Raw genomic sequence first — 23,917 nt, 5'->3', positions numbered from 1 at the left:
GACACCAGGGCAGGCACCCGACCCAAAGTGGTGTGTAACATCGGCACCCCTTCGCCGCGTCCTTGACCCGTCAGGGTGTACGAGCAAGGGGTGGGGATGTTCCGCAGCAGTGCCACAACCGGCGGCGACGAGGCCGAGTTCCTCGCGTTCGCGACGGGGCGTCACGGCCAGCTCTACCGCTCGGCCTGCCTGCTCACCGGCGGCGACACCTACCTCGCCGAGGATCTGGTGCAGGAGACCCTGAGCCGGATGTACGCCGTCTGGCGCCGGACCAGTTGGCTGCCGGGGCTCTCGCTGGGCAAGCGGATCGACAACCCCGTCGCGTACGCGCACAGCGTGCTCGTCCGCCAGTTCCTCTCGCACAAGCGGCGGCTGAGCAACACCGAGCGGCCGAGCGGCGAACTGCCCGACCTCCCCGGCCGGACAGCCGATAACGACCTTCGGGTGGCCCTGCTCCAGGGCCTCGCCCTGCTGCCCCCCAAGGACAGGGCGGTGCTCGTCCTGCGCTACTGGGAGGACCGCAGCATCGAGGAGACGGCCGAGCTGGTCCGCTCCAGCCCCGGCGCCGTCCGCACCCGCAGCACCCGCGCGCTGGGCCGCCTGCGCGAGCTGCTCGGCGAGCACGAACTCGCCCTCCTCGGCTGACGCCACCCGCACGCCTCCCCTCCCACAGCCCCTCCGTACAGAGAGACGGTGCCCCGCCATGCCGGCCGACCCGCACCAGGACCGAACCGCCTTCGACGACGTCCTCTCCGATGCCTTCTCCCAGACCGGCGAGGCCTTCCGTCCGCCCGCCACGCCCCGGCTGGACGAGGTCGTCGCCGAGGGCCGTCGACTGCGCCGCCGCCGGGCGACCGGCATCGCCGGGGGCGTCACGGCGCTGGCCCTGATCGGCGCGGGCAGCGTCCTGGTCATCGGCGCCGGCGCCCCGGCCGCGAGCGGCCCGTCAACAGCGCTCGTGACCGGCCCCACCTCGACCCCGAGCCCGACCCCGACCAAGCCCAGCCCTTCAGCCACCCAGGCGGCCGCCCGAGGGCTGGCCCCCGGTCAGGTCTTCGCGGCCCTCAAGGCGCTGCTGCCCGCCGGACAGCTCACCGACACCGGCAACAAGTCGCCCGAGATGGCCGCCATGACCGCCAACTTCGCGAGTGCCGTCTTCGACGACGGCCACGGCAAGGCCGCCCTCTCCCTCAGCCTCTCCCGAGGCGCCTCACTCTCCGACGGCAACGCCGCCTGCCCGTCCAAGGCGTACATCCCGTACGACGACTGCCAGGCCAGCAGCCTGGCCGACGGCTCGGCGCTGGTCCTGCTCAAGGGCTACGAGTACCCGGACCTGCGGACGTCCACCAAGGCCTGGACGGCCACCCTGACCGGAAAGGACGGCCGGCGGATCGAGCTCACCGAGTGGAACGCGGCCCAGGACAAGGGCGCGTCCGTCAGCCGGGCGACGCCCCCGCTCGACTTCCCGCAGCTCAGCGCCCTGGTCAGCGACCCGTCGTGGAACGCACTGCTCGCAGCCGTCCCGCAGCCGCCGACGCACACCGGGCAGCGCCCGGCGGAGCCCACGAAGATCCAGATCCTGAGCACCGCCGCCGCCCTGCTGCCCGCCGGGCTGACCGAGACCGACCCCAGCGGGCAGGACGGCTTCGCGAACTTCACCGTGGACGACGGCCACGGCCGGAGCCTCGTCGAGATCAACGTGCAGGACTGGCGCACGCACATGCAAACCGCCGACGGCAGCCAGCAGCCGCCCGACCCCACCTACGCCCACGCCACCACTCTGCCCGACGGCACCAAGATCGCCGTCGACCCGAACGCCGACAGCGGCGGCAAGGGCGGCACCGGCCTGGTCCGCCGCAGCGTCGACGTGCTCCGCCCGGACGGCACCCGGGTCGTCATCGCGGCCCTCAACGGCCCGAGCCCCCGCCTCGCCGCCTCCCGGCCGCAGCCCGCGCTGACGCTGGACCAGCTGAAGGCGATCGCCACCAGCCCGACGTGGGTGCTGCCCGCAGACCACTGACCCGGCACGCCAGCGCTCCAGCTCCCCAGCCCCCTCACACAAGGCATCCAGACGACTACCTTGAGTGGCAGCCTTCCCTGATTCCTCTTAACTTCGAGCCGGTGCCACCGCGCGCCCACCGGCTCCGCAGGAATCCTGGAAGGCAGGCCACACCCCGATGCCGACACGTCCACCCCGTCTCCTCCCGTGCGCCGCAGTCGCTCTCCTCACCTGTCTGGGTGCGGCGCCCCCGGCCGTCGCCGCAGCACCCCCCGACCGAGGGACGAGCTGGCACCTCGTCCACCCGGGCGAGTCGATCCAGGCCGCAGTCGACTCCGCCCAGCCGGGCGACGGCGTCCTGATCCTCCCGGGCACCTACCGGGAGAGCGTGCAGATCACCACCTCGCACCTGACCCTCCAGGGGCTCGGCCAGGACACCGTACTGACCCCGCCCGACCAGGCCGCCCCGCCATCCACCCAACCGCCCACCGGCGCCGCCGACTGCGCCGCCGCCGGTCACGGACTGTGCGTCACCGGCACGCCCGAGCACCCCGTGGCGGGCGTCAGCATCGTGTCGCTGACCGTCCAGGGCTTCCTGAAGAACGGCATCAACGCCTCGGGGACGGACGGCCTCCATGTGCACGGCGTGCTCGCCCTGGCCAACGGGCAGCAGGGCATCAGCCAGGAGAAGTCCGTCCGGTCGGTGGTGCAGGACAACGACGCCCGCGACAACGGCCAGGCCGGGGTCTTCCTCGCCAACGCCGCGAACGAGGAGGGTGGCGCGATCGACACCCAAGGCGCCCTGGTCAGCGACAACCGGCTCAGCGGCAACCGGCTCGGCGTGGTGATCCGCCGAGCCCGTGAGCTAACCGTCGAGCACAACACGATCTCGGGCAACTGCGGCGGCGTCTTCGTCATCGGCGACGAGAACACCCCCCGGGCCGGCGCGCTGACCGTACGCCGCAACACGGTGACCGGGAACAACAAGTACTGCCCGCCCAACCCCCGGCTCGGCCTGATCCAGGGCACCGGCATCCTGCTGACCGGCGCCGAGGACAGCCTCGTCACCGAGAACCGCGTCGAGGACAACGCCGGCCCCTCGCCGATGTCCGGCGGCATCGTCCTCTTCCACAGCCTGGTCGGCACCCCGAACGCGCGGATCACCGTCCGCGACAACGTCGCCCTGCGCAACGGCCCGGCCGACCTCGCGGACCGCGACACCGGCCCCGGCAACACCTTCACCGGCAACACCTGCGGCGTCTCCGAGCCCGCCGGCCGCTGCTGAACCCCTCCCGCACAAGAGAGGTGGCCATGCCCACCACCAACACCAGCACCAGCACCACAGCCCCAACCACACCCACCACACCCCAATCCTCCATGCGCCTGCGCGAGTTGGTCTTCGGCGCAGCCTGCGCAGCCGCCGTCCGTGCGGCCGCCTCCCTGCGCATCGCCGATGCACTGGGCGAACACCCCATGAGCGTCGACGAGTTGGCCAAGGCCGTCGGGGTCGAACCCAGGCCGCTGCGCCGCCTGCTGCGCGCCCTGTCCTGCTACGGCGTCTTCACCGAGACCGCCGACGACAGCTACGCCCACACCGACATGTCGCGCCAGCTCCGCGAGGACGCGCCGGACAGCCTGCGCTACATCGCGCTCTGGTGCACCGAGCCGTGGACGTGGCAGGCGTGGCCCCGGCTCGACGACGCCGTCCGCACCGGCCGGAACATCTTCCCCGACCTCTACGGCAAGGAGTTCTTCGACTACCTGCACGACGACGCCGGGGAGTCCGCCCAGGTCTTCGACAAGGCCATGACGCACTCCTCCCGGCAGTCGGCCACCGATCTCGCCGGCTTCCTGGACCTCACCGGAGTCAGCACCGTCGCCGACATCGGCGGCGGCCAGGGGCACGTCCTGGCCAGCCTCCTGGAGAAGTACCCGGCCGTGCACGGCACGCTGCTCGACTTGCCGCAGGTGATCGCCCACGCCGACCCACGGCTCCGCCCGGGAGGCGAACTCGCTGGCCGGGCCCGGCTGGTGGCCGGTGACTGCCGGGCCGGCATCCCGGTGCAGGCCGATCTCTACATCATCAAGAACATCCTGGAGTGGGACGACGACAGCACCCGCCGCACCCTGCTGGGCGTGGTCGCCGCGGCCCGCCCCGGCGCCCGGGTCGTGGTGGTCGAGAACCTCGTCGACGACAGCCCCTCGATGCGCTTCACCACCGCGATGGACCTGCTCCTGCTGCTCAACGTGGGCGGCGCCAAGCACTCCAGGGAGAGCCTGCTCACCCTGCTGACCGCCGCCGGGCTCCGGGTCGACACCGTCCGACCGGTCAACCCGTACCTGCACGCCTTCGAGGCCACGGTGACCTGAACAACATCGCCTGAACAACTGAGATCCAGAAGGGGCGCGGAGAGATCTCCGCGCCCCTTCTGGATGATCAGTTGACCAGGTCAGGCTCCCGGTCGCTCCCAGCGGTAGAACTCACGGGCCATCGCGTCCTTGGGCTCGCGCCAGGTCGCGGGGTCGTAGGCCTCCACGTACGAGGTGAGCCGTTCGCTCACCTCGCGGAACTCCGGGTGTCCGGTCAACTTCGAGACGGCGGGGCCGGGTTGGCGGTCGGCCTCGATGAGGTGCAGATAGAGGTCGCCGAACTGGAAGAGGCTCCGGCCGGTCACACCGATCAGCTGCGGCAGTTCGCCGCGGTCCGAGGTCTCGAAGACCCTCGCGATGTCGGTGGCCGACCCGGGCTTCATCCGGGCGACGATCAGGGCGCGGTGCACGGCAGTTCAGTCCTTTCCGGCCTGCTTCTCGACCTTGTCCCGGATGAGCGCCAGCTGCGTCCGGGAGTTGCGGTTGATGTGGTTGGTCATGCCCTCGTCGTCGACCGGCGCGGTGGGCTTCATGGCGAAGTCCTGGATCCAGCGCATCCGGGTGCCGTCGGGCACCTCGGCGTACTCCCAGCGGATGTCCATGAACTCGAACGGCCCCGGCTCGACCCGCCGGGCCCGCACGGCGAGCGCGTCGCGGTCGGTCTCCCGCTCGGAGACCCAGCTCCAGACGGTGCCGTTCTCGTCGGGGTGCATGGTGAGCCGGAAGGTCGTGCGGGTGCCGTCGCGGTCGAGCACCTCCACGGCGGCGTACTCGCTGAAGAGCTGCGGCCAGTTCTCCAGGTCGTTGGTGATGTCCCAGACCAGGTCCAGCGGAGCGGCGATGACGATCTCGTTGTCGGTGTGGCCGGGCATCTCAGACTCCCTTGACGGCAGGCGAGTTGACGGCATCCAGCAGCTCCTGCGGTGTCCCGGGCAGGTCGCTGCCGAGCTTCAGGCCGTACCGGTTCTCCAACTCGGCGACGATCCCCAGCACCCCGAGCGAGTCGACCCCGAGCTCGTCGAAGCCGATGCCGGGCTCGGCGACGGTCTCGGCCGGGACGGTGACCCCGGCCCGGTTCTTGATCAGCAGGGCGAGTTCGTCGTACGTGAGTTCCATCAGGGTTCTCCTCAGGAGGTAGTGGCCAGCAGAACAGTCAGTCGGTGAGTACGTCGGTCAGAAGGTCAGTAGGTTCAGTAGGGGCGGCGCAGCACGAGCGCCGCGTTGGAGCCCATCAGGCCCCGGCTCAGCACCAGGGCGGTCCGCAGCTCGGCGGAGCGGGCGTAGCCGGTCACCAGGTCGATGTCGTGACAGAGGTCGGTGACGTTGGGGGTGGGCGGTACGAGGCTCTGCTCCATGGCGAGCACGGCGGCCGCGGTGTCGATCATCGGTGCCCCGCAGTACGCGCGGCCGGTGCCGGCCTTGGGAGCGGTGACGGGGACGTACGCGGCGTACTCGCCGAGTGCGTCGGCCAGGGCGAGGGCCTCGGCCCGGTCGGCGGCCGGGACACCGAGGGCGTCGGCGAAGACGACGTCGATCTCGTCGGGGGCGCAGTGGGCCTCCTCCAGGGCGCCCCGGATCGCCCGCGCCAGGCCCTGCCGGGATTCCTCCCAGCGCGAGGCTCCGGTGAACGTCGCTGCGTGGCCCGCGAGTTCGGCCCGGATGCGGGCGCCCCGGGCGCGGGCCGTGCTCTCCTCCTCGACCACGAACATCGCCCCGCCCTCGGCCGGCACGAAGCCGCAGGCCGCCGAGCTGAACGGCAGGTAGGCCCGCTCCGGGTCGTCGCTGAGGCTCAGCTCGGGGTATCCGAGCTGGCAGACCATCGAGTACGGGGCCAGCGGGGCCTCGGCCGCGCCGACCACGACGGTGTCGGCGCCGCGCCGGATCGTCCGGGCGGCGTGGGCGAGCGCGTCCAAGCCGCCGGCCTCGTCGCTGGCGACCACCGCGCAGGGGCCCTTGAAGCCGCCCCGGATCGAGATCTGGCCGGTGCTGGCCGCGTAGAACCAGGCGATCGACTGGTAGGGGCCGACGAACTGCGGCCCGGTGCCCCAGAGTTGCTGCAGCTCACGCTGGCCGAACTCGCCGCCGCCGGAGCCCGCCGCCGTGACGACGCCGATCCCGAACGGCGACCCTGCCTCCCGGTCGAGCCGGGCATCCTCCAACGCGAGGTCGGCAGCCGCCATGGCGTAGTGGGTGAAGCGGTCGGTCTGGACGAAGTACCGGCCCTCGATGGCCTCTTCGGCGTCGAACCCGCTGACCTGGCCGGCCACCCGGATCGGCAGGTCCTGACAGCCCTCACGGGTGACGGGGCCGAGCACACTGGCGCCCTCGCGGGTCGCCTTCCAGAAGTCGTCGGCCCCGATGCCGTTCGGGGCCAGCACTCCGATGCCGGTCAGCACGGCCCGGCGGCCGGGCAGTACGGCGCTCATGCCGCCGCCCCCGCGCGCCGGAGCACCACGGCGGACTGGAAGCCGCCGAAGCCGCTGCCGACGGAGAGCACGTTGTTCAGCGGCTTCGGCCGAGCCGTCCGGGGCACGTAGTCGAGATCGCACTCCGGGTCGGGTGTCTCGTAGTTGGCCGTCGGCGGCACCACGTTGTGGACCATCGCCAGGGCGCAGGCGACGAGTTCGATCGCCCCGATGGCGCCGAGCGAGTGCCCGACCATCGACTTGATCGAGCTCATCGGCGTCGCGTACGCGTGCGCGCCGAGCGAGCGCTTGACGGCGGCGGTCTCGTGCCGGTCGTTCTGCTTGGTGCCCGAGCCGTGCGCGTTGACGTAGTCGATCTCGCTGCTGTCGACCCGGGCGTGGGCGAGCGCGCGGTCGATCGCCTCGGACATCTCGCGGCCCTCCTGCGTCAGCCCGGTCATGTGGTACGCGTTCCCGAAGGTCGCGAAGCCGCTGATCTCGCAGTGCACCCGGGCCCCGCGGCGGCGGGCGTGGTCGAGCTCCTCCAGGACGAGCACCGCGCCGCCCTCGCCGAGCACGAAGCCGTCCCGGTCCGCGTCGAAGGGGCGGGAGGCGTGCGCCGGGTCGTCGTTGCGTTCGGAGGTCGCGTGGATGGCGTCGAAGCAGGCGACGGTGATCGGGGAGATCGGCGAGTCGGCGGCCCCGGCGACGCAGATGTCCGCCCGCCCGTCCTCGATGGCGTGGAAGGCGTAGCCGATCGCGTCCAGGCCCGAGGTGCAGCCCGTCGAGACGGTCTGCACGGGGCCGCGCGCGCCGGTCTGTTCGGCGACGGCGGAGGCGAGCGTGCTCGGCGAGAACGCCCGGTGCAGGTGCGGGTCGGCCTTGCGGTGGTCGACGGCCCAGCGGGCGCCGCGTTCGCTGACGGCGGTGTAGTCCTGCTCCAGCCGGGTGGTGCCGCCGACGGCGGTGCCGAGCGAGACGCCGACCCGCCAGGCGTCCTCGACGGCCAGGTCGAGCCCGGAGTCGCGGACGGCCTCGGCGGCGGCGACCAGGGCGAACTGCACGTACCGGTCGGAGCGTGCGATCTGCTCGGCGCTCAGGCCGCCGGCCACCGGGTCGAAGTCGACCTCGGCGGCGATCCGGGAGCGGAAGCCGGCCGGGTCGAAGAGCGTGATGCCCCGGGTCGCCGTCCGGCCGGCCGTGAGCAGCTCCCAGAACGCCGCGGTGCCGACGCCTCCGGGAGCCACGATGCCGATCCCGGTGACGGCCACCCGCCTGGTCATGCGACGACCCCGCTGTGCTCCGGCCGGTCGGGCGGCAGTGCGCCCTGGCCGTCCTCGGTGTCGACGTGCCCGAGCTCGGGCCGGGGGGCGAGCGGGCCGAGGTGGAAGACCATCCTGGCCTCGGTGCTGCCGACGTTGCGGAAGCGGTGGCGCATGTTGACCGGGATCATCAGGCCCTGGTCGGGGCGGAGCGGGTGCGGCTCGCCGTCGAGGTCGACCTCCAGCTCGCCGCACACGACGTACACGAACTCCTCCGAGTACGGATGGTAGTGCTCACCGATCCGCTCCCCCGGCCGCACGATGGCCAGGCCCATGAAGCCACTGGTCGCACCGACCGCCGTCGGGGTGAGCATCGCCCGCAGATCGCCGCCTCGGCGGCGGTTGGGCGCGACCTCGTCGACGTGCACGACACGTGGGTACTGGGTGGTCATGGCAACTCCTCACTCTGGTGACGGTGTGTCGGGTCCGATGGGCTCAGGCGTCCTTCGCCCGGCGGTCGGTGACCAGGGCCATCGAGCACTCGGCGGCGAACCGGGCCGTCCCGGCGCCGCTGCGCAGGTCGTGGCCGTCCAGCTCGACCAGGCGGGCGAGCACCGCCGTGGCACGCGGCCCGACCACCCCGAGCGCCAGGGCGGGCACCGACTCGGGCGCCGCCGTGAGGTCGACCACCCGGACGACGGTGTCCTCCCGCTGGAAGACGGTGGCCGCCGCGAGCGCCGGGTTGCCCTCCTCGACCGCCAGCCGGTCCTGCCTGGCCAGCAGCCCGGCCACCGCCGCGCCGCAGCCCGGCCGGACGGGGTACAGCAGGGCGTACCTGGTCACGGCACCCGGCTCGCCGTCGGCGGCCACATGGTGCACCGCCGGGAGGGCAGCGTGCATGAAGAACGCCCGCGCCGACTCCGGATCGCCCAGGTCGCGGTCCTGCTCCAGGTACGGGTTGATCGCCTCCTCCACCGCCCGTACCTCGGGCTGCATGGCGACGTGCCGCAGCGCGGCCCCCAGATCGCCCGCCACCTCGACGGAGCGCACCACCCGGTTGCCGCGCATGAAGAGCGAGGTCCGGCAGAGCCGGGTGTGCTCGTCCACCTGCGCCGCCGGGGAGCTGTAGCCGGCCAGGATGCGAGCCACCTCCCGCTCGCTGCCGGGCTTCACGGTGAAGGTCAGGGCGTGCCGCACGGTGCCGTCCAGCACCGGCTCCGGCCCGTCGTAGGTCTCCGACCCGGTGGTCTCCCGCATGATGCTGAACCGCAGCGAACGGGTGTCCCTGACGCACCCGTGCAGCGGCTTGACCATCGCCCGGTGCGCCTCGCTGTCCACCCAGGCCAGGAACGGCTGCGCGCTCTCCCACTCACTGGTGATCAGCCACTGCGAAGGGTCCTCGATGGACTGGCAGAGCTGGTCGGTGACATGGCCCGGCACTGCGGCCACCTGGTGGCGCAACTGCTCGTACGCCTGGAGGAAGCGCTGTTGCGCGCCGTCCATGATGTCGCACAGCAGGACGACGCGGAGCCTGCTGGGGGTGAGCCCGGGGCGGCGCGAGACGGGTTCGGTCAGGGTCGTCATGTTCCGTTTCTCCTTGGACGGTTGAGGCTCCCGGTGCCGAGGCCCCCGGTGCGTCTCTCTCGCGACTCAGGGTCACCATCGCTGAAGCCTGAGGTCGATCGTGCTGGCCCGGCGTGGGCGGCGCGAGGGCTGGAAGCCATCCGAGCGAAAAGGCCGCCGCCTGGCTCCGCTGACCGAGCGTGATCGCCCGGCAGGACGGAGTCTGGGAGCATCCGAACGCGCAGAGACTGGAGCTACCGATGAACCCGAAGGTCGACGCCGAGGTACCCGTCCTCGTCGTGGGAGGCTCGCTGGTGGGGCTGTCCGCCTCACTCTTCCTGGGCCGGCTCGGCGTACCGCACCTCCTGGTCGAGAAACACTCCGGCACCTCCCACCATCCGCGCGGACGCGGCAACAACGTCCGCACCATGGAGGTCTACCGGGCGGCCGGGGTCGAGCAGTTGATCCGCGAGGCGGCCTCCGTGCTGGCCGACAACCACGGCATCCTGCAGGCCGACACCCTCGCCGGGGCGGACCAGGAGTGGCTGTTCAAGGAGATCGACCCGGGCGGCGCGATGGCCCGCTTCAGCCCGACCGGCTGGTGTCTGTGCAGCCAGAACGACCTGGAGCCCGTGCTGCTGGAGCAGGCCCGCGCACTGGGCGGCGACCTCCGCTTCGGCACCGAGCTGCTCTCCTTCGAGCAGGACCCCGACGGGGTGACGGCCGCCGTGCGGGACCGGTCCACCGGCGTGCGGCAGACCGTCCGCGCCCAGTACGTGATTGCCGCCGACGGGCCGCGCAGCCCCGTCCGGGAGCGGCTCGCGATCGGGCAGACCGGGCGCGGCGACCTCTTCCACAACGTCAGCATCACCTTCCGTGCCAAGCGACTTGCCGATGTCGTGGGCGAACGGCGGTTCATCGCCTGCTACTTGACCAATCCCGAAGGCGCCGGGGCTCTACTGCCCGTCGACAACCGGGAGTTGTGGGTCTTCCACGCGCCCTGGCACCCCGAGCAGGGCGAGACGCTCGACTCCTTCACCGACGCGCGCTGCATCGCCCACATCCGGGCCGCCGCCGGGGTGCCCGACCTGGAGGTCGAGATCACCGGCAAGGCCCCCTGGCACGCCGCCGAGCGGGTCGCCGAACGCTACGGCGCCGGCCGGGTCTTCCTCGCCGGGGACTCGGCGCACGAGATGTCACCGACCGGTGCGTTCGGCTCCAACACCGGCATCCAGGACGCCCACAACCTGGCCTGGAAGCTCGCCGCCGTGCTCGGCGGCTGGGCGGGGCCGGGCCTGCTCGACACGTACGAGCAGGAACGCCAGCCCGTCGCACGGGCGACCAGCGCCCGCGCCGCCGCCCGCTCCGCCGAGCACCGCCACCCCGGCTACGCGGCGCTGCCCGGCACCGGGCGCCAGCAGAACGTGCTGGCCGTCGCCCTCGGCTACCGCTACCCCGTCGGCGCCGTGGTCGGCACCGACCCCGCCTCGCCGACCGTGCCCGACAGCTTCGAGGCCACCGGCGCCGTCCCCGGCTCCCGGGCCCCGCACCTCTGGGTACGCCGGGACGGCGTCCTGCTCTCCACCCTCGACCTCTTCGGGGACTCCCTCGTCCTCCTCACCGGCCCCGACGGCGCCCCTTGGCAGGCCGCCGCCCACCGGCTCGCCGACCGCGACCACCTCCCCCTCGGCGCCCACCGCTTCGAGGCCGACCTCACCCCCGAGCCGGGCGCCGACTGGGCCACCGCCTACGACCTCCGCCCCGGCGGCGCCGTCCTCGTCCGCCCGGACGGCTTCGTCGCCTGGCGTACCGAGACCCTCCCCGCCGACCCGGAGACGGTGCTCGCCGAGGCCCTGCGGGCCGTACTCCGCACCTGAGGCGCCAACGCGCCGCCGCGCCTATCGCTCGCGCCGGAGGACGTCCACCAGGGCGAGCAGGAGGGCCAGCAGGACGAAGCCCAGGGCCACCGCCAGGCCGCGCTGGAAGCCGCCCGCCCAGTCGCCGGGGTGGTCGGTGAGGGAGGAGAAGAAGACCGAGCCGACCGCCGCGACGCCGACCGCCGAGCCGATCCGCTGGGCGGTCTGCAGGACACCCCCGGCGCTGCCCGCGCGGGAGACGGGCACCTCGCTCAGGGTGAGGGTCTGGTTCGGGGCGATCACCAGGCCACTGCCGACCCCCGAGACCAGCAGCGGGAGGGCCGTCACCCAGCCGACGTGCGGCCCGGACCACAGGTGCACGGCCGCCCCCGCCGCCGTCAGCCCGAGGGCGACCAGCGCGAGCCCGGCCGTCACCAGCGGGCGCCCGTACCGGTGGACCACCCGGCCGCCGAAGGCCGCCGCCGCGCCGGAGCCGACCGCGAAGGGGGTGATCGACAGACCGGAGAGCAGTGCGCTGTAGTGCTGCCCCTCCTGGAGGTAGAGGCTGAAGATGAAGAACACCGCCGTGAACCCGGCGAAGTAGACCAGCGAGAGCAGCACTCCGAGCGAGTACGAGCGGGCCCGGAAGAGACTCAGCCGCACCACCGGCTCCCGGCGGCGCCCGTACCGCAGCTCCCAGCCGGCGAAGGCCGCGTACAGCACCGCCGCCGCGAGCACCAGCAGCCACTTGCCGCCGCCGTGCCAGTCCTCCTGGACGAAGGGCAGCAGGAGGAGCAGCGTGGCGGCCCCGAGCAGCAGCACGCCGACCGGGTCGAAGTCCCGGTGCCGCACGGCGGGCAGGCGCGGGGGCGGCAGCAGCCGGTAGGCGAGCGGTAGGGCGGCGACGCCGATCGGCAGGTTGACGTAGAAGACCCAGCGCCAGCCCTCGCCGGCGCCGAAGGCGGCGATCAGCAGGCCGCCGAGCAGCGGGCCGACGGCCGTCGAGATGCCGATCGCGGCGCCGAGCAGGCCGAACGCCCGTCCACGTTCGGGGCCCTGGAAGAGCTGCTGGATGAAGCCCGAGACCTGCGGCACCAGCACCCCGCCCGCCAGGCCCTGGGCCAGCCGGGCGGCGACCAGCCAGGCCTCGTTCTGGGCGGCTCCGGCGACCGCGCTGGCGGCGGTGAAGGCTGCGAGCCCGGCCATGAAGACGGCCCGGCGGCTGCGCGCGTCACCGAGCCGCCCGGCCGGGACGAGCGCCAGGCCGAAGGCGAGCGAGTACCCGGAGAGCACCCACTGGACACCGCTGTCCGACAGGTGCAGCCCGCTGCGGACGGACGGCAGGGCGACGTTGACGATGCTGACGTCCAGCAGCGTCATGAACCCGGCCACCAGGCAGACAGCGAGTGCCTGCCAACGGTGGTCGGTGCGCTTGACCGCCGACGCGCCGCTCGGCAGGGGTGGTGTGCTCACGACTCAGTATCCGAGCCACGGCGGGCAGCAGGCAGTGCGCCACGCTCACGACCGGCAATGAGCCGACTACTGCTGGTTACGCCAGGCCGAGCGCGCGGTCCTGCTCGGCCTCGGCCTCGCGGCGGACCAGGCGGAACCACATGAAGACCACGAAGGCCGCGAAGACGAACCACTCCAGCGTGTAGCCGAGGTTCTGGAAGGCCCGCAGGCTGAGGCCGTCGCCGCCCTGGGGCTGCACGGTCGGGACGGCGGTGAGGCCGTCCGGGACGGAGTCGGCGGCGACCCAGCCGTCGTACGTCGCGTACGGGAGGACGTTGACCAGGGCCGCCGGGCTGATCGTGCCCAGCTGTCCGGCGGGCAGGCCACCGGCCACCGCGCCGTTGCTGCCGGTGTTCTCGGGTGCCTGGAGGCGTCCGGTGACGCTCACCTGCCCGGTGGGGGCAGCGGGGGCGCGCGCGCTGTCGGGGGCGCCGGGGGCCCACCCCCGCACCACCGTGACGGCCCGGCCGTCGGCGGTGCGCAGCGGGGTGAGCACGTAGTACCCCACCTTGCCGCCCACCGCGCGGTCCGGGACGAGCAGCTGGTGCGCCTGGTCGTAGCTGCCCGTCGCGGTGACGGGACGGCCGACGGTGTCGGTGCCGACCTGCGGCTGCGCCTTGGTCAGCACGGTGTCCAGCGGTGCGGCCTGCCCGGGGGCGGCGGCCGTACGGGTGGCCTCGTGGTGGGTCGACGCCCTGGCCTCGAAGCGCCCGAGCTGCCAGGAGCCGAGCCAGAGGCAGACCGCGATGGCGACCAGTCCGACGGCGGTGCCGCCCAGCCAGCGCGGAGTCAGGAGAAATCGGTACACACCATCACCGTAACGACCGTCTCCGCCGCCCCGACCGCAGGGGTCACCCCCGGGTATGGCCCTGCTCGGTCTCGATCTCCTGCGGGGCCGCCCGGTAGAGGGTGCCGCTGTGGGCCCCCGGAATCGCGAGGGTGACGACGGCGCCGCCCGTCGGCGGGGTGTGGACCAGCGTGACGGGGCCCGACGCCGGGTCGCTGCCCTCGGGCACCAGGGCGAACTGCACCTGGTAGCCGTCCAGCGGGTCGAGCTTCAGGACGTGCGGGGCGGTCGTCGGGTCCGGCAGGGCCGGGGCCGGGTCGCCCAGGCGGTAGTCGAGGATCCGGATCTTCGGCTTGGCCCCCGCCGCACCGGCGATGTCGAGCCGGAGGCCGCCGCCGCCCGTCACGTTGCAGATGTGCGAGGTGGTGTTGAAGACGGTGATCCAGCCGTAGACCGCCCCGTGGGCGTCAGGCGGGGCGAGGTGGGTCGCCGTCTGTCCGAGATCCGCGCGCAGGCAGTCCGGGTAGCCGGTGGCGTCGGCGGCCGGAGGCGGGGGGGTGGAGGTGGCCCGGTGGTCGGCGTACGTCGACACGCCACCGGCCAGCAGCAGGACGGCGGCGGCGGAGACGCCGGTCGCGAGGGCCGTCCGCCGGGCGCGGCGGCGCGGCACCTCCCGGCGGATGCGGCCCAGGGCGCTCGGGTCGGGCCGCACCTCGGCCACCGAACGGTGCAGCAGGGCCCGGATCTCGTCGGCCCCGGCGTCGGCCAGGAAGTCGTCAGTCATTGGTCGTCCCCATCCGGAGGCGGAGGGCCGCCAGGCCCCTCGAGCCGTACGCCTTCACCGAGCCGACCGAGATGCCGAGCAGGTCGGCGGTCTGGGCCTCGGTGAGGTCCGCGAAGTACCGCAGCACGAGCACCTCGCGCTGGCGGCGTTGCAGGCCCTTGAGCGCGCGCTTGAGCTCGTCCCGCTCAAGCGCGTCGTACGCACCCTCCTCGGCGCTGGCCATGTCCGGCATGGGTTTGGGCAGCAGGCGCAGGCCGAGGATGCGCCGGCGCAGCGTGGAGCGGGAGAGGTTGACGACCGTCTGCCGCAGGTAGGCGAGCGTCTTCTCGGGGTCGCGGACGCGGCGCCGGGCCGCGTGCACCCGGATGAACGCCTCCTGCACGACGTCCTCGCAGGAGGAGCGGTCGTCCAGCAGCAGCGCGGCGAGGCGCAGCAGCGACTGGTAGTGGGCCTGGTACGTCTCGGTGAGCTGGTCGACGGTGGCGCCGACTGCCTCGGCGACGACGGATGTCGACAGGTCGTCCACCGGTACCGGTGTGATCACCTGCACGCTCGACGGCGCCCTTCGTATGGGTCGCGCCCCCACCATTACGTATGCCACACCCGTCCGACACTCGAGCACCCGTCATGGTTGCCCTGCCTGGCCCATGAATCCGGGGGAGTTTCTCAGATGTGCTCGGCGGCGACCAACTCGGCGATCTGCACTGTGTTCAACGCCGCACCCTTGCGCAGGTTGTCGCCGCAGAGGAAGAGGTCGAGCGCGGCCGGGTCGTCGAGCGAGCGGCGCAGCCGCCCCACCCAGGTCGGGTCGGTGCCGACGGCGTCGTTGGGGGTGGGGTACTCCCCGGCCTCGGGGTTGTCGAAGAGCACGACGCCGGGCGCGTCCCGGAGGATCTCCTGCGCGTGCGCCCGAGTGACCTCGCGCTCGAAGACGGCGTGCACGGCGAGCGAGTGCGTGGTGATGACGGGGATGCGGACGCAGGTCGCGGAGACCTTGAGCTCCGGCAGGCCGAGGATCTTGCGCGACTCGTCGCGCACCCTCTGCTCCTCGGAGGACCAGCCGCCGGGCAGCACCGAACCCGCCCAGGGCACGGCGTTCAGCGCGAGCGGCGCCGGGAAGGGCCCGTTGTCGGCGATGACGGCCCGCAGGTCACCGGTCTGCTCACCGACGGCGGCCCCCGCGACCCGGCCGAGCTGGTCGCGCAGCGCGTCCACTCCCCGGCGGCCGACGCCGGAGGCGGCCTGGTACGAGGCGACGACGAGCTCGCTGACGCCGTACTCGGCGTGCAGCGCGCCGATCGCGACGATCATGGTGAGGGTGGTGCAGGCCGGACCGGCGATGATGCCGCGCGGCCGGATGCGGGCCGCCGGTGCGTTGATCTCGGGGACGACCAGCGGCACCGCCTCGTCCATCCGGAAGGCCGCCGAGGTGTCGACCACCACGACGCCCTTGGCGGCGGCGATCGGGGCCCACTGCGCGGCGACGGCGTCCGGGACGTCGAACATCGCGACGTCGATGCCCTCGAAAGCCTCCTCGGAGAGCGCGAGGACCTCGGCCTCGACCCCCCGCACGGTGAGCCGGCGCCCGGCCGAGCGGGGCGAGGCGATCAGCCGGATCTCGCCCCAGACGTCCTGACGGGAGGAGAGGAGGCCGAGCATCACACTGCCGACAGCGCCGGTGGCGCCGACGACGGCGAGGCTCGGCCGCCTCTCCGAGGTCACCGTCCGGTCCCGCCGTAGACGACCGCCTCGTCGGTGTCGCTGTCCAGACCGAAGGCCGTGTGCACGGCGCGGACGGCCTCGTTGACGTCGTCGGCGCGGGTGACGACCGAGATCCGGATCTCCGAGGTGGAGATCAGCTCGATGTTGACCCCGGCCTCCGAGAGCGCCTCGAAGAAGGTCGCCGTGACGCCCGGGTTCGAGCGCATGCCGGCGCCGACCAGCGAGATCTTGCCGATCGCGTCGTCGTAGCGCAGCGACTCGAAGCCGATGCCCTCCTTGACCCGGCCCAGCGCGTCGATGGCCTTCTGGCCCTCGGTCTTCGGGCAGGTGAAGGAGATGTCGGTGAGGCCGGTGGATGCAGCGGAGACGTTCTGCACCACCATGTCGATGTTGACCTCGGCATCCGCGATGGCGCGGAAGATCCGGGCCGCCTCGCCCGGCTTGTCGGGCACGCCGACGACCGTGACCTTGGCCTCGGACGTGTCGTGGGCGACTCCGGAGATGATGGCCTGCTCCATCTCGCCCCCTTCGGGCTCGTTCGGGTTGATGCTGCTGACGATGGTCCCCGGAAGGCCGGAGAAGGACGAGCGTACGTGAATCGGGATGTTGTAGCGCCGGGCGTACTCCACGCAGCGGTCCAACAGCACCTTGGAGCCGGAGGACGCCAGCTCCAGCATGTCCTCGAAGGCGATCCAGTCGATCTTGCGGGCCTTCTTCACCACGCGCGGGTCGGCGGTGAAGACGCCGTCCACGTCGGTGTAGATCTCGCAGATCTCGGCCTTGAGCGCGGCGGCCAGCGCCACCGCCGTGGTGTCGGAACCGCCACGGCCCAGCGTGGTGATGTCCTTGCTCACCTGCGAGACGCCCTGGAAACCGGCCACGATCGCGATGTTGCCCTCGTCCAGGGCGTTGCGGATGCGGCCGGGCGTCACGTCGATGATGCGGGCCTTGTTGTGGACGGAGTCGGTGATGACCCCGGCCTGGCTGCCGGTGAACGACTGCGCCTCGTGGCCCAGTGCTCTGATCGCCATGGCCAGCAGCGCCATGGAGATCCGCTCCCCGGCCGTCAGCAGCATGTCGAACTCGCGCCCGGCAGGGATCGGAGACACCTGCTCCGCGAGTTCGATCAGCTCGTCCGTCGTGTCGCCCATCGCGGACACCACGACGACGACCTCATGGCCGGCCTTCTTGGTGTCGACGATTCGGCGGGCTACGCGCTTGATGCCCTCGGCATCCGCAACGGATGAGCCGCCGTACTTCTGCACGACAAGGCCCACGTGCGCTCCTCGACTTGTGTCGTCCGAGCCCCCAGGGGAAGGGGGCTCTGCGGTCGGCGCCAGTCTAGCGAGCAGGGCCTCTCCAACTGCTCTATTCCATATGATGAGACACCGATATCGCCTGGTGATCACAGGTGCGAGAGCCCGACGGGCAGGTGTGCGGAGGATGCCCCGCGGGCCCGGAGAATTGCCGCCGCAGCGGCCCGGCGGCCCCGGTTTTCACGCCGACCGGGACGCGCCGGGATCTTCGTCACACCCGGGTAGGCCTTACTCGCCTAGATCCCGAGCTCGGCCGCCATCAGGTCGCCCGCCTGCTGCTCCAGCTGCTCGTCCGTCAGCCCGTCGTCGTCGGTGTCCGCACCGTCCAGCGCCGCCCCGATCGGGCTGTCCAGCCGCACGTGCGCGATCAGCGACTGCAGCGCGCGCAGCACCGCCGTGCAGGTCGAGCCCCAGTTGGAGAGGTACGAGAACTGCCACCACCAGAGCGCCTCGCTGACCCGGCCCTCGTTGTAGTGCGTCAGCCCGTGCCGCAGCTCACTGACCACCCCGGCGAGGTCGTCCGAGATCCGGAAGGCGTTCGGCTTCTCCGGCGGCCCGTACGGGTCGAAGACCTCGTGGTAGACGTCGATCGGCGCGAGCAACTCGGCGAGCCGCTCACGCAGCTCGACGCCGTCCGGCTCCGGGCCCGCGTCGGGCTCGAAGCGGTCCTCCGGGACGACGTCCTCGATCGCGCCCAGCCGGCCACCGGCCAGCAGCAGCTGCGACACCTCCAGCAGGAGCAGGGAGACGGCGCTGCCCGGCTCGTCGCCCTTGGCGACCTCCGTCACGGCGAGCACGAAGCTCTCCACCGAATCCGCGATCTGCACCGCGAAGTCGTCGGGTTCCTTGGTGTGGGTACGGTCAGACATCGAGCAGTCGTCTCCCTTCGAAGGCCCGGCCGAGGGTGACCTCGTCGGCGTACTCCAGATCCCCGCCGACGGGCAGACCGCTCGCCAGCCGGGTGACCTTCAGGCCCATCGGCTTGCAGAGCCGGGCCAGATAGGTCGCGGTCGCCTCCCCCTCCAGATTGGGGTCGGTGGCCAGGATCAGCTCGTTGACCGTACCGTCGGCGAGCCGCGTCAGCAGCTCCCGGATCCGCAGGTCGTCCGGCCCGACGCCCTCGATCGGGCTGATCGCGCCGCCCAGCACGTGGTACCGGCCGCGGAACTCGCGCGTCCGCTCGACCGCCACCACGTCCTTCGGCTCCTCGACAACGCAGATCACCGAGAGATCGCGCCGCGGGTCGAGGCACACCTTGCACATCTCGGCCTCCGCGACATTGCCGCAGACCGCACAGAAACGGACCTTGTCCTTGACCTCCAGCAGCGTGTGCGCCAAGCGGCGTACGTCCACCGGGTCGGACTGCAGGACGTGGAAGGCGATCCGCTGCGCGCTCTTGGGCCCGACGCCGGGCAGCCTGCCCAGCTCGTCGATCAGGTCCTGAACAACGCCCTCGTACACGTCACGCCTTCCGTTTCCACCGGCCGCCCGGCCGGTCTGTGGTGCTCCGGTGCCATCATCCAACGATTCGGGCGCCGGACACACCGTCCGACGCCCGACCCGCCCATAAATCTGGGCTGCTCTTTACCGAATGCCGCTGCTCGGAAGTCGCTGCCCCAGAAGTCGCTGCCTCAGAAGGGGAGCGCTCCGCCGAGGCCCTGCGTCAGCGGGCCCATCCGCTCGCTCTGGAGCTTCTGCGCGGCCGCAGAGGCGTCCCGTACGGCCGCGAGCACCAGATCCGCCAGCGTCTCGGTGTCCTCCGGGTCGACGGCTGCGGGCGCGATCGTCAGCGCCACCAGCTCACCGGCACCCGTCACCGTCGCCTCGACCAGGCCGCCGCCAGCCGAACCGCTCACCTTCGTCTCGGCCAGCTCACGCTGCGCCTTGCCGAGCTCCTCCTGCATCTTCTGCGCCTGCTTGAGCAGCTGCTGCATGTTGGGCTGGCCGCCACCAGGGAACACGGGTCACTCCTGCCTGTGCACAGGCTGTGCACGGAAAACAATGTCGGAACCGCCGGGCCCGGCCGACCGGCCCCGACTCCTGCCGAGCCTACGCTCCGGGCTCAGAGCAGGAGGTCCATCTCGATTTCCACGGTGTCCGGATCGGGCCCGTACGGCCGGGTGCGGCCCGTCCGGACGAAGCCACGCCGCTCGTAGAAGGCAGCGGCCCGGCTGTTCGACTCGTGCACCTCCAGGAAGATCCGCTCCGCAGCGCCCTCCGTCCGGGCCCAGCCGAGCACCTCGTCCAGCAGCGTGTCCGCGACCCGCAGCCCCCGCCCCCGATGCTCCGCGTGCACCCAGACCCCGACCAGCACGGCCAGCCCCGGCTCGGTGAGGTACGCCCCCATCGTCCCGACCCAGCCGCCCTCCGGTCCGACCGCGACCACCCCGAACCGGCCCGGCTCATTGGCCCGGACGGCCCGGAAGCGCCACTCGCTCTCGTCGTACGCGAGCGCCTGCGCGTGGGTCTCCAGGTACGCGAGCGGCGTGTCCGCCAGCATCGCCAGCCGGATGGTGCGGACGCGCTCCCAGTCGGCGCGGGCGATCCGCTCCGTCCGGTACTCGGCCTGGTTCTCGGTTGTCGACATCTAGCGGCTCACCCGTTGTGGTGGATTTCCTCGAGGACGGTCGCCCCGAGCTCCCGGACGATCAGCTCCTGCGGGGACACCGTCTCCGCCTTCAGCACCTGGTCGTCGGCCTGCGGCACGTACTCGTCCTCGGGGGCGGTCGGCTGCGACGAGGAGGCGGGCGGGCGCGGCGGCTCGGGCTGCCGGGCGGGAGCCTGGGGCTGCTCCTGTTGCGGCTGGTACTGCTGGTGCTGCTGGTTCTGCTGAGACTGTTCCGGCTGGGCCGGTGCCTGCTGGAACTGGACCGGGGGCTGCTGCGGTGCCGGCTGCTGCTGGAACTGCTGCTGCGGTGCCGGCCGGAGGGCCTGCGCCTGCGACGGCGGAGCCGCCGCCGTGCTCCCGCCGCCGGAGGGGTCGACGATGCACTCGACCCGCCAGTCCACGCCGAGGGCGTCGGCCAGTGCCTGCTTCAACACGTCGTCGCTGTTGCTGCCGACGAAGCTGTCACGGGCGCCCGCGTTGATGAACGAGACCTGCAACGTGCTGCCGTCGAACCCGGCGACCTGACCGTTCTGGCTGAGCAGGATCCAGGTGAAACGGCGCCGGTTCTTCACCGCCTCCAGGATCTGCGGCCAGAGCTGCCGGACCTGCCCCGCACCCTGCTGCGCCGAGGCCGACGGCTGGCCGCCCTGCGGCACCGCCGCGACCGGCACGGGCTGCGGGGTCGGCACGGATTGGGGGGCCGGGGCCTGCTGCTCCTGTGGCTGCTGCGGCTGTGGCTGCTGCGCGACTGGGGCGCCGCCGGGCGCCGGGAAGCTGCGCGGGATCGGCCACGCGCCGGGAGCGGCGGCAGGGGCGGGAGCGGGAGGCTGCTGGGGCTGCTGGGGCTGCTGCTGCACCGGGGCGGGCGCGGTGGGCGCGGGCGCCGTGGGCGCTGGTGCCTGCACCACAACCTGCTCCACCGGCGTAACCAGGGGGCTGGCCGGGGGCGCGAAGCTCGCCGCTTGCGCCGGGGCGGTCAGGCCGCCGACGGCTGCGCGCCGCTCCAGCTTGTCCACCCGGGCGAGCAGCGACAGCTCGTCGTCGTACGCACCGGGCAGCATCACCCGGGCACAGATCAGTTCCAGCTGGAGCCTCGGCGCGGCATTGCCCCGCATCTCGGTCAGACCGGTGTTGGCGATGTCGGCGGCCCGGCTCAGCTCGGCCGAGCCGAAGCGGTCGGCCTGGGCCTGCATGATCGCGACCCGGTCGGCGGGGGCGTCGATCAGCCCCTTCTCCCCCGCGTCCGGGACGGTCGCCAGGATCACCAGATCCCGCAGCCGCTCCAGCAGGTCCGTCACGAACCGGCGTGGGTCGTGCCCGCCCTCGACCACCCGGTCGATGACCTGGAAGACCGTCGCGCCGTCGCGGACGGCGAAGGCGTCCACCACCTCGTCCAGCAGCGCCGAGTCGGTGTAGCCGAGCAGCGAGGTCGCCATCTGGTACGTCACGCCGCCCTCGTCGGCACCGGCGAGCAGCTGGTCCATCACCGACATCGAGTCACGAACCGAGCCGGCGCCCGCCCGGACGACCAGCGGGAAGACCGTGTCCTCGACCTGGATGCGCTCGCGCCCGCAGACGTCCGCGAGGTAGTCGCGCAGCGTGCCGGGCGGGACGAGCCGGAAGGGGTAGTGGTGGGTGCGGGAGCGGATCGTCCCGATCACCTTCTCCGGCTCGGTGGTCGCGAAGATGAACTTGAGGTGCTCCGGCGGCTCCTCCACAACCTTCAGCAGCGCGTTGAAGCCGGCCGAGGTCACCATGTGCGCCTCGTCCAGGATGAAGATCTTGTACCGGCTGTGGACCGGCGCGAAGAAGGCCCGCTCCCGCAGCTCACGCGCGTCGTCCACGCCACCGTGCGAGGCGGCGTCGATCTCGATCACGTCGATCGAACCGGGCCCGCCCGTCGCCAGGTCAGTGCAGCTCTGGCACTCCCCGCAGGGCGTCGGCGTCGGACCCTCGGCACAGTTCAGACAGCGGGCCAGGATGCGGGCGCTCGTCGTCTTGCCGCAGCCGCGCGGGCCGCTGAACAGGTAGGCGTGGTTGACCCTGTTGTTGCGCAGGGCCTGCTGGAGCGGAGCGGTCACGTGCTCCTGCCCGATGACCTCGGCGAAAGTCTCGGGGCGATAGCGGCGGTACAGGGCTAGGGACACGCCACCGACGATATCGGGACGGGCAGACAAACGCGGAGCCCGTCATCCCCCCGGGCGCCCAGAGACCCTCCGGGCATGCAAAGACCCCCCGTGCACCCGCCAGAGCCCTCCTACCCTTGCTGCCTTCCGGCCCTGGGGGAGTTCAGAGAGATAACGCCACACGAGGGGCTGCCCCAAGAGTACCGGATCGCGGCCCCGACTCGCACCGCCCACCCCCGCCATCCATCCGCAGGCACCCACCTGCGACCACCTGCAGATAGGTGGTCGCGAGCACCCCAAAACATGTACTAAGCTCTCCCACGGAGGATTCGCCTAGTGGCCTAGGGCGCACGCTTGGAAAGCGTGTTGGGGGCAACCCCTCACGAGTTCGAATCTCGTATCCTCCGCCTCTGCCCGCCAGGGCAGCTCGAAGGCCCCGACCGCCCAGCGGTCGGGGCCTTCGGCGTTGCAGGGATGCGTCCGGCCAGGTGCTGATACCGGCGGCCTTCAGCAGGTCCACTCGAGGGTTGGGCGCGCCCCTCAGCCTGGGTCTATCCAAGGACGGTCTGTGAGCCGCAGTGGTGCGCGACGGTCTCGGCGAACGCGCGAGCCAGCGGGGAGAGGGCGTCCCAGCGGCGCACTGCCCAGCCCGCCGTGAGGGCCGGGAGCGCGGGGATGGGGATCAGCCGCAGGTCCGGGTGTCCGGGACCGCTCCAGGCAGGCAGGGCCGGGACGACGGCGTGGCCAAGTCCCAGCTCGGCCAGAAGGATCGCGGTGTCCCAATCGGTGACGCTGGTGTCAAACACCGGCCGGATCCCGGATTCCGCAAGCCAGGCGCCGAGTTGCAGGCGGGAGGTCGAGTTCTCCGGGAGACCGATGAGCCGGGCGTCCTGCAGGTCAGCCGGTTCCAGGAAGGGCTTGGCCGCCAGAGGATCGGCCGCCGAGACGGCAAGCGCCCAAGGAAGCTCGACAACAGGGCGCTGCTCGATAGTGCGAGTCGCGGGACCCAGGGTGATCCAGGCGAGGTCGACGCCGCCGGCAGCGAGCGCCTCGAAACAGCCGCGATTGGAGGTTTCGGTCTGGAATTCGAGGCTGGCCTGGGGATAGCGCCGCCGGAAGTCGACGACGGCAGCGGACATGAAGTGCCGGACGGTCGTGGCCCCTGTTGTGACCCGCACCGATCCGCCTTCCGCACGTGCTACTTCTTCGAGCCGGCGCAGTGCGTGGTCGATGCACCCCAGGCCCTCGGTGACCGCCGCGTGCAGCATGCGTCCGGCCGGAGTCGGCACCACCCCGCGCGTGTGTCGTTCGAGCAGGCTCAGGCCCAACTCCCGCTCAAGCCGCTTCACATGCTGACTGACGGCGGACTGCGTGCAGGACAGGTCGCGGGCCGCCGCACTCAGTGAGCCGGCCTGGCAGACCGCGGTGAAGACACGGAGATCGTCAAGAGTCACAGCGACCCAAGGTATCGCTTGGGTATGTGCCAGCAAATCCGTGGATTGACTTGGGTTTCCGGGATGCTTGATCATCGATGCAGGGCCCAGGGCGGCAACCCGCCCGCTGCTTTCACCCGATCCGGACGCGGTGAACGCATGGCGGGTGCCGAC

At 72.1% G+C, this 23,917-nt stretch carries 24 protein-coding genes, 1 tRNA gene and 1 other RNA gene; 6 read left to right on the top strand and 20 right to left on the bottom strand.

The genetic code is table 11. From position 1 onward, the window contains the following. The first annotated feature begins 96 nt into the window (after positions 1 to 96). The 4 genes from ACR68M_RS17990 to ACR68M_RS17975 all read left to right on the top strand — a co-directional run bounded on the left by ACR68M_RS17990 (position 97) and on the right by ACR68M_RS17975 (position 4,369). Positions 97 to 645, top strand: coding sequence for a SigE family RNA polymerase sigma factor (locus ACR68M_RS17990; protein WP_441245112.1), 549 nt, complete (start codon positions 97 to 99; stop codon positions 643 to 645). A 58-nt stretch (positions 646 to 703) separates the two neighbouring features. Then, complete coding sequence (locus ACR68M_RS17985; protein ID WP_441245111.1) at positions 704 to 2,020, top strand: hypothetical protein; 1,317 nt, start codon at positions 704 to 706, stop codon at positions 2,018 to 2,020. Between the two features lie 157 nt (positions 2,021 to 2,177). After that, positions 2,178 to 3,284: a right-handed parallel beta-helix repeat-containing protein gene (locus tag ACR68M_RS17980; RefSeq protein WP_441245110.1), complete on the top strand. Its 1,107-nt coding sequence runs from the start codon at positions 2,178 to 2,180 to the stop codon at positions 3,282 to 3,284. A gap of 26 nt (positions 3,285 to 3,310) precedes the next feature. Further along, positions 3,311 to 4,369: a methyltransferase gene (locus tag ACR68M_RS17975; protein ID WP_441245109.1), complete on the top strand. Its 1,059-nt coding sequence runs from the start codon at positions 3,311 to 3,313 to the stop codon at positions 4,367 to 4,369. 80 nt (positions 4,370 to 4,449) lie between these two features. On the opposite strand, the gene ACR68M_RS17970 is transcribed toward ACR68M_RS17975, so the two are convergent. From ACR68M_RS17970 to ACR68M_RS17940, 7 genes are all read right to left on the bottom strand, one after another. Beyond that, positions 4,450 to 4,779 (bottom strand): TcmI family type II polyketide cyclase, encoded by a 330-nt coding sequence (locus ACR68M_RS17970; RefSeq protein WP_441245108.1) that lies wholly within the window; start codon positions 4,777 to 4,779, stop codon positions 4,450 to 4,452. Positions 4,780 to 4,785: 6 nt separating this feature from the next. After that, positions 4,786 to 5,241, bottom strand: a complete 456-nt coding sequence (locus ACR68M_RS17965; protein ID WP_441245107.1) for an SRPBCC family protein — start codon at positions 5,239 to 5,241, stop codon at positions 4,786 to 4,788. A 1-nt stretch (position 5,242) separates the two neighbouring features. Next, on the bottom strand, positions 5,243 to 5,485 hold the full coding sequence (locus tag ACR68M_RS17960) for an acyl carrier protein (protein ID WP_441245106.1): 243 nt from the start codon (positions 5,483 to 5,485) through the stop codon (positions 5,243 to 5,245). 74 nt (positions 5,486 to 5,559) lie between these two features. Beyond that, on the bottom strand, positions 5,560 to 6,795 hold the full coding sequence (locus ACR68M_RS17955; protein WP_441245105.1) for a beta-ketoacyl synthase N-terminal-like domain-containing protein: 1,236 nt from the start codon (positions 6,793 to 6,795) through the stop codon (positions 5,560 to 5,562). Further along, entirely contained in the window at positions 6,792 to 8,057 is a 1,266-nt protein-coding gene (locus ACR68M_RS17950; RefSeq protein ID WP_441245104.1) for a beta-ketoacyl-[acyl-carrier-protein] synthase family protein, read from the bottom strand. Before ACR68M_RS17950 ends, ACR68M_RS17955 begins: the two co-directional genes overlap by 4 nt. Beyond that, the gene (locus tag ACR68M_RS17945) at positions 8,054 to 8,488 is read right to left on the bottom strand and encodes a cupin domain-containing protein (protein ID WP_441245103.1); all 435 of its coding nucleotides are present in this window, start codon (positions 8,486 to 8,488) and stop codon (positions 8,054 to 8,056) included. Before ACR68M_RS17945 ends, ACR68M_RS17950 begins: the two co-directional genes overlap by 4 nt. A gap of 43 nt (positions 8,489 to 8,531) precedes the next feature. Beyond that, positions 8,532 to 9,620, bottom strand: coding sequence for a SchA/CurD-like domain-containing protein (locus ACR68M_RS17940; protein WP_441245102.1), 1,089 nt, complete (start codon positions 9,618 to 9,620; stop codon positions 8,532 to 8,534). A gap of 239 nt (positions 9,621 to 9,859) precedes the next feature. On the opposite strand from ACR68M_RS17940, the gene ACR68M_RS17935 reads away from it, so the two are divergent. Continuing rightward, positions 9,860 to 11,476, top strand: coding sequence for an FAD-dependent oxidoreductase (locus ACR68M_RS17935; protein ID WP_441245101.1), 1,617 nt, complete (start codon positions 9,860 to 9,862; stop codon positions 11,474 to 11,476). Positions 11,477 to 11,497: 21 nt separating this feature from the next. Here the strand turns inward: ACR68M_RS17935 and ACR68M_RS17930 are convergent, their stop codons facing one another. The 12 genes from ACR68M_RS17930 to ffs form a co-directional block, all read right to left on the bottom strand. Next, the gene (locus ACR68M_RS17930; RefSeq protein WP_441245100.1) at positions 11,498 to 12,928 is read right to left on the bottom strand and encodes an MFS transporter; all 1,431 of its coding nucleotides are present in this window, start codon (positions 12,926 to 12,928) and stop codon (positions 11,498 to 11,500) included. A gap of 76 nt (positions 12,929 to 13,004) precedes the next feature. Continuing rightward, positions 13,005 to 13,775, bottom strand: coding sequence for an SURF1 family protein (locus ACR68M_RS17925; protein ID WP_441245099.1), 771 nt, complete (start codon positions 13,773 to 13,775; stop codon positions 13,005 to 13,007). A gap of 43 nt (positions 13,776 to 13,818) precedes the next feature. After that, the gene (locus ACR68M_RS17920) at positions 13,819 to 14,538 is read right to left on the bottom strand and encodes a hypothetical protein (protein WP_441245098.1); all 720 of its coding nucleotides are present in this window, start codon (positions 14,536 to 14,538) and stop codon (positions 13,819 to 13,821) included. Continuing rightward, positions 14,531 to 15,127, bottom strand: a complete 597-nt coding sequence (locus ACR68M_RS17915) for a SigE family RNA polymerase sigma factor (protein ID WP_441251640.1) — start codon at positions 15,125 to 15,127, stop codon at positions 14,531 to 14,533. Before ACR68M_RS17915 ends, ACR68M_RS17920 begins: the two co-directional genes overlap by 8 nt. 77 nt (positions 15,128 to 15,204) lie before the next feature. Next, a complete protein-coding gene (locus tag ACR68M_RS17910) occupies positions 15,205 to 16,260 on the bottom strand; it encodes an aspartate-semialdehyde dehydrogenase (protein ID WP_441245097.1) in 1,056 nt (351 codons plus the stop codon). Beyond that, positions 16,257 to 17,537 (bottom strand): aspartate kinase, encoded by a 1,281-nt coding sequence (locus ACR68M_RS17905; protein ID WP_441245096.1) that lies wholly within the window; start codon positions 17,535 to 17,537, stop codon positions 16,257 to 16,259. Before ACR68M_RS17905 ends, ACR68M_RS17910 begins: the two co-directional genes overlap by 4 nt. A gap of 275 nt (positions 17,538 to 17,812) precedes the next feature. Continuing rightward, positions 17,813 to 18,445, bottom strand: a complete 633-nt coding sequence (locus ACR68M_RS17900) for a DUF5063 domain-containing protein (RefSeq protein ID WP_441245095.1) — start codon at positions 18,443 to 18,445, stop codon at positions 17,813 to 17,815. Then, positions 18,438 to 19,037, bottom strand: coding sequence for a recombination mediator RecR (recR, locus tag ACR68M_RS17895; RefSeq protein ID WP_441245094.1), 600 nt, complete (start codon positions 19,035 to 19,037; stop codon positions 18,438 to 18,440). The genes ACR68M_RS17900 and recR overlap by 8 nt, the downstream gene beginning before the upstream one ends. Positions 19,038 to 19,207: 170 nt before the next feature. Continuing rightward, positions 19,208 to 19,537: a YbaB/EbfC family nucleoid-associated protein gene (locus ACR68M_RS17890; RefSeq protein ID WP_104817032.1), complete on the bottom strand. Its 330-nt coding sequence runs from the start codon at positions 19,535 to 19,537 to the stop codon at positions 19,208 to 19,210. 101 nt (positions 19,538 to 19,638) lie between these two features. Then, complete coding sequence (locus tag ACR68M_RS17885) at positions 19,639 to 20,163, bottom strand: GNAT family N-acetyltransferase (protein WP_441245093.1); 525 nt, start codon at positions 20,161 to 20,163, stop codon at positions 19,639 to 19,641. An 8-nt stretch (positions 20,164 to 20,171) separates the two neighbouring features. After that, on the bottom strand, positions 20,172 to 22,331 hold the full coding sequence (locus ACR68M_RS17880; protein WP_441245092.1) for a DNA polymerase III subunit gamma and tau: 2,160 nt from the start codon (positions 22,329 to 22,331) through the stop codon (positions 20,172 to 20,174). A 76-nt stretch (positions 22,332 to 22,407) separates the two neighbouring features. Next, an RNA gene (gene ffs / locus ACR68M_RS17875) (signal recognition particle sRNA small type) lies at positions 22,408 to 22,504 on the bottom strand. Between the two features lie 128 nt (positions 22,505 to 22,632). Here ffs and ACR68M_RS17870 point away from each other — a divergent pair. Continuing rightward, positions 22,633 to 22,717 (top strand) — tRNA-Ser (locus ACR68M_RS17870). Between the two features lie 144 nt (positions 22,718 to 22,861). On the opposite strand, the gene ACR68M_RS17865 is transcribed toward ACR68M_RS17870, so the two are convergent. Then, complete coding sequence (locus ACR68M_RS17865) at positions 22,862 to 23,764, bottom strand: LysR family transcriptional regulator (protein ID WP_441245091.1); 903 nt, start codon at positions 23,762 to 23,764, stop codon at positions 22,862 to 22,864. Between the last annotated feature and the right edge of the window lie 153 nt (positions 23,765 to 23,917).

The sequence above is a fragment of the Kitasatospora sp. McL0602 genome (assembly GCF_052076145.1).
Classification (GTDB): domain Bacteria; phylum Actinomycetota; class Actinomycetes; order Streptomycetales; family Streptomycetaceae; genus Kitasatospora.
This window is presented reverse-complemented; position numbering and strand designations above follow the sequence as displayed.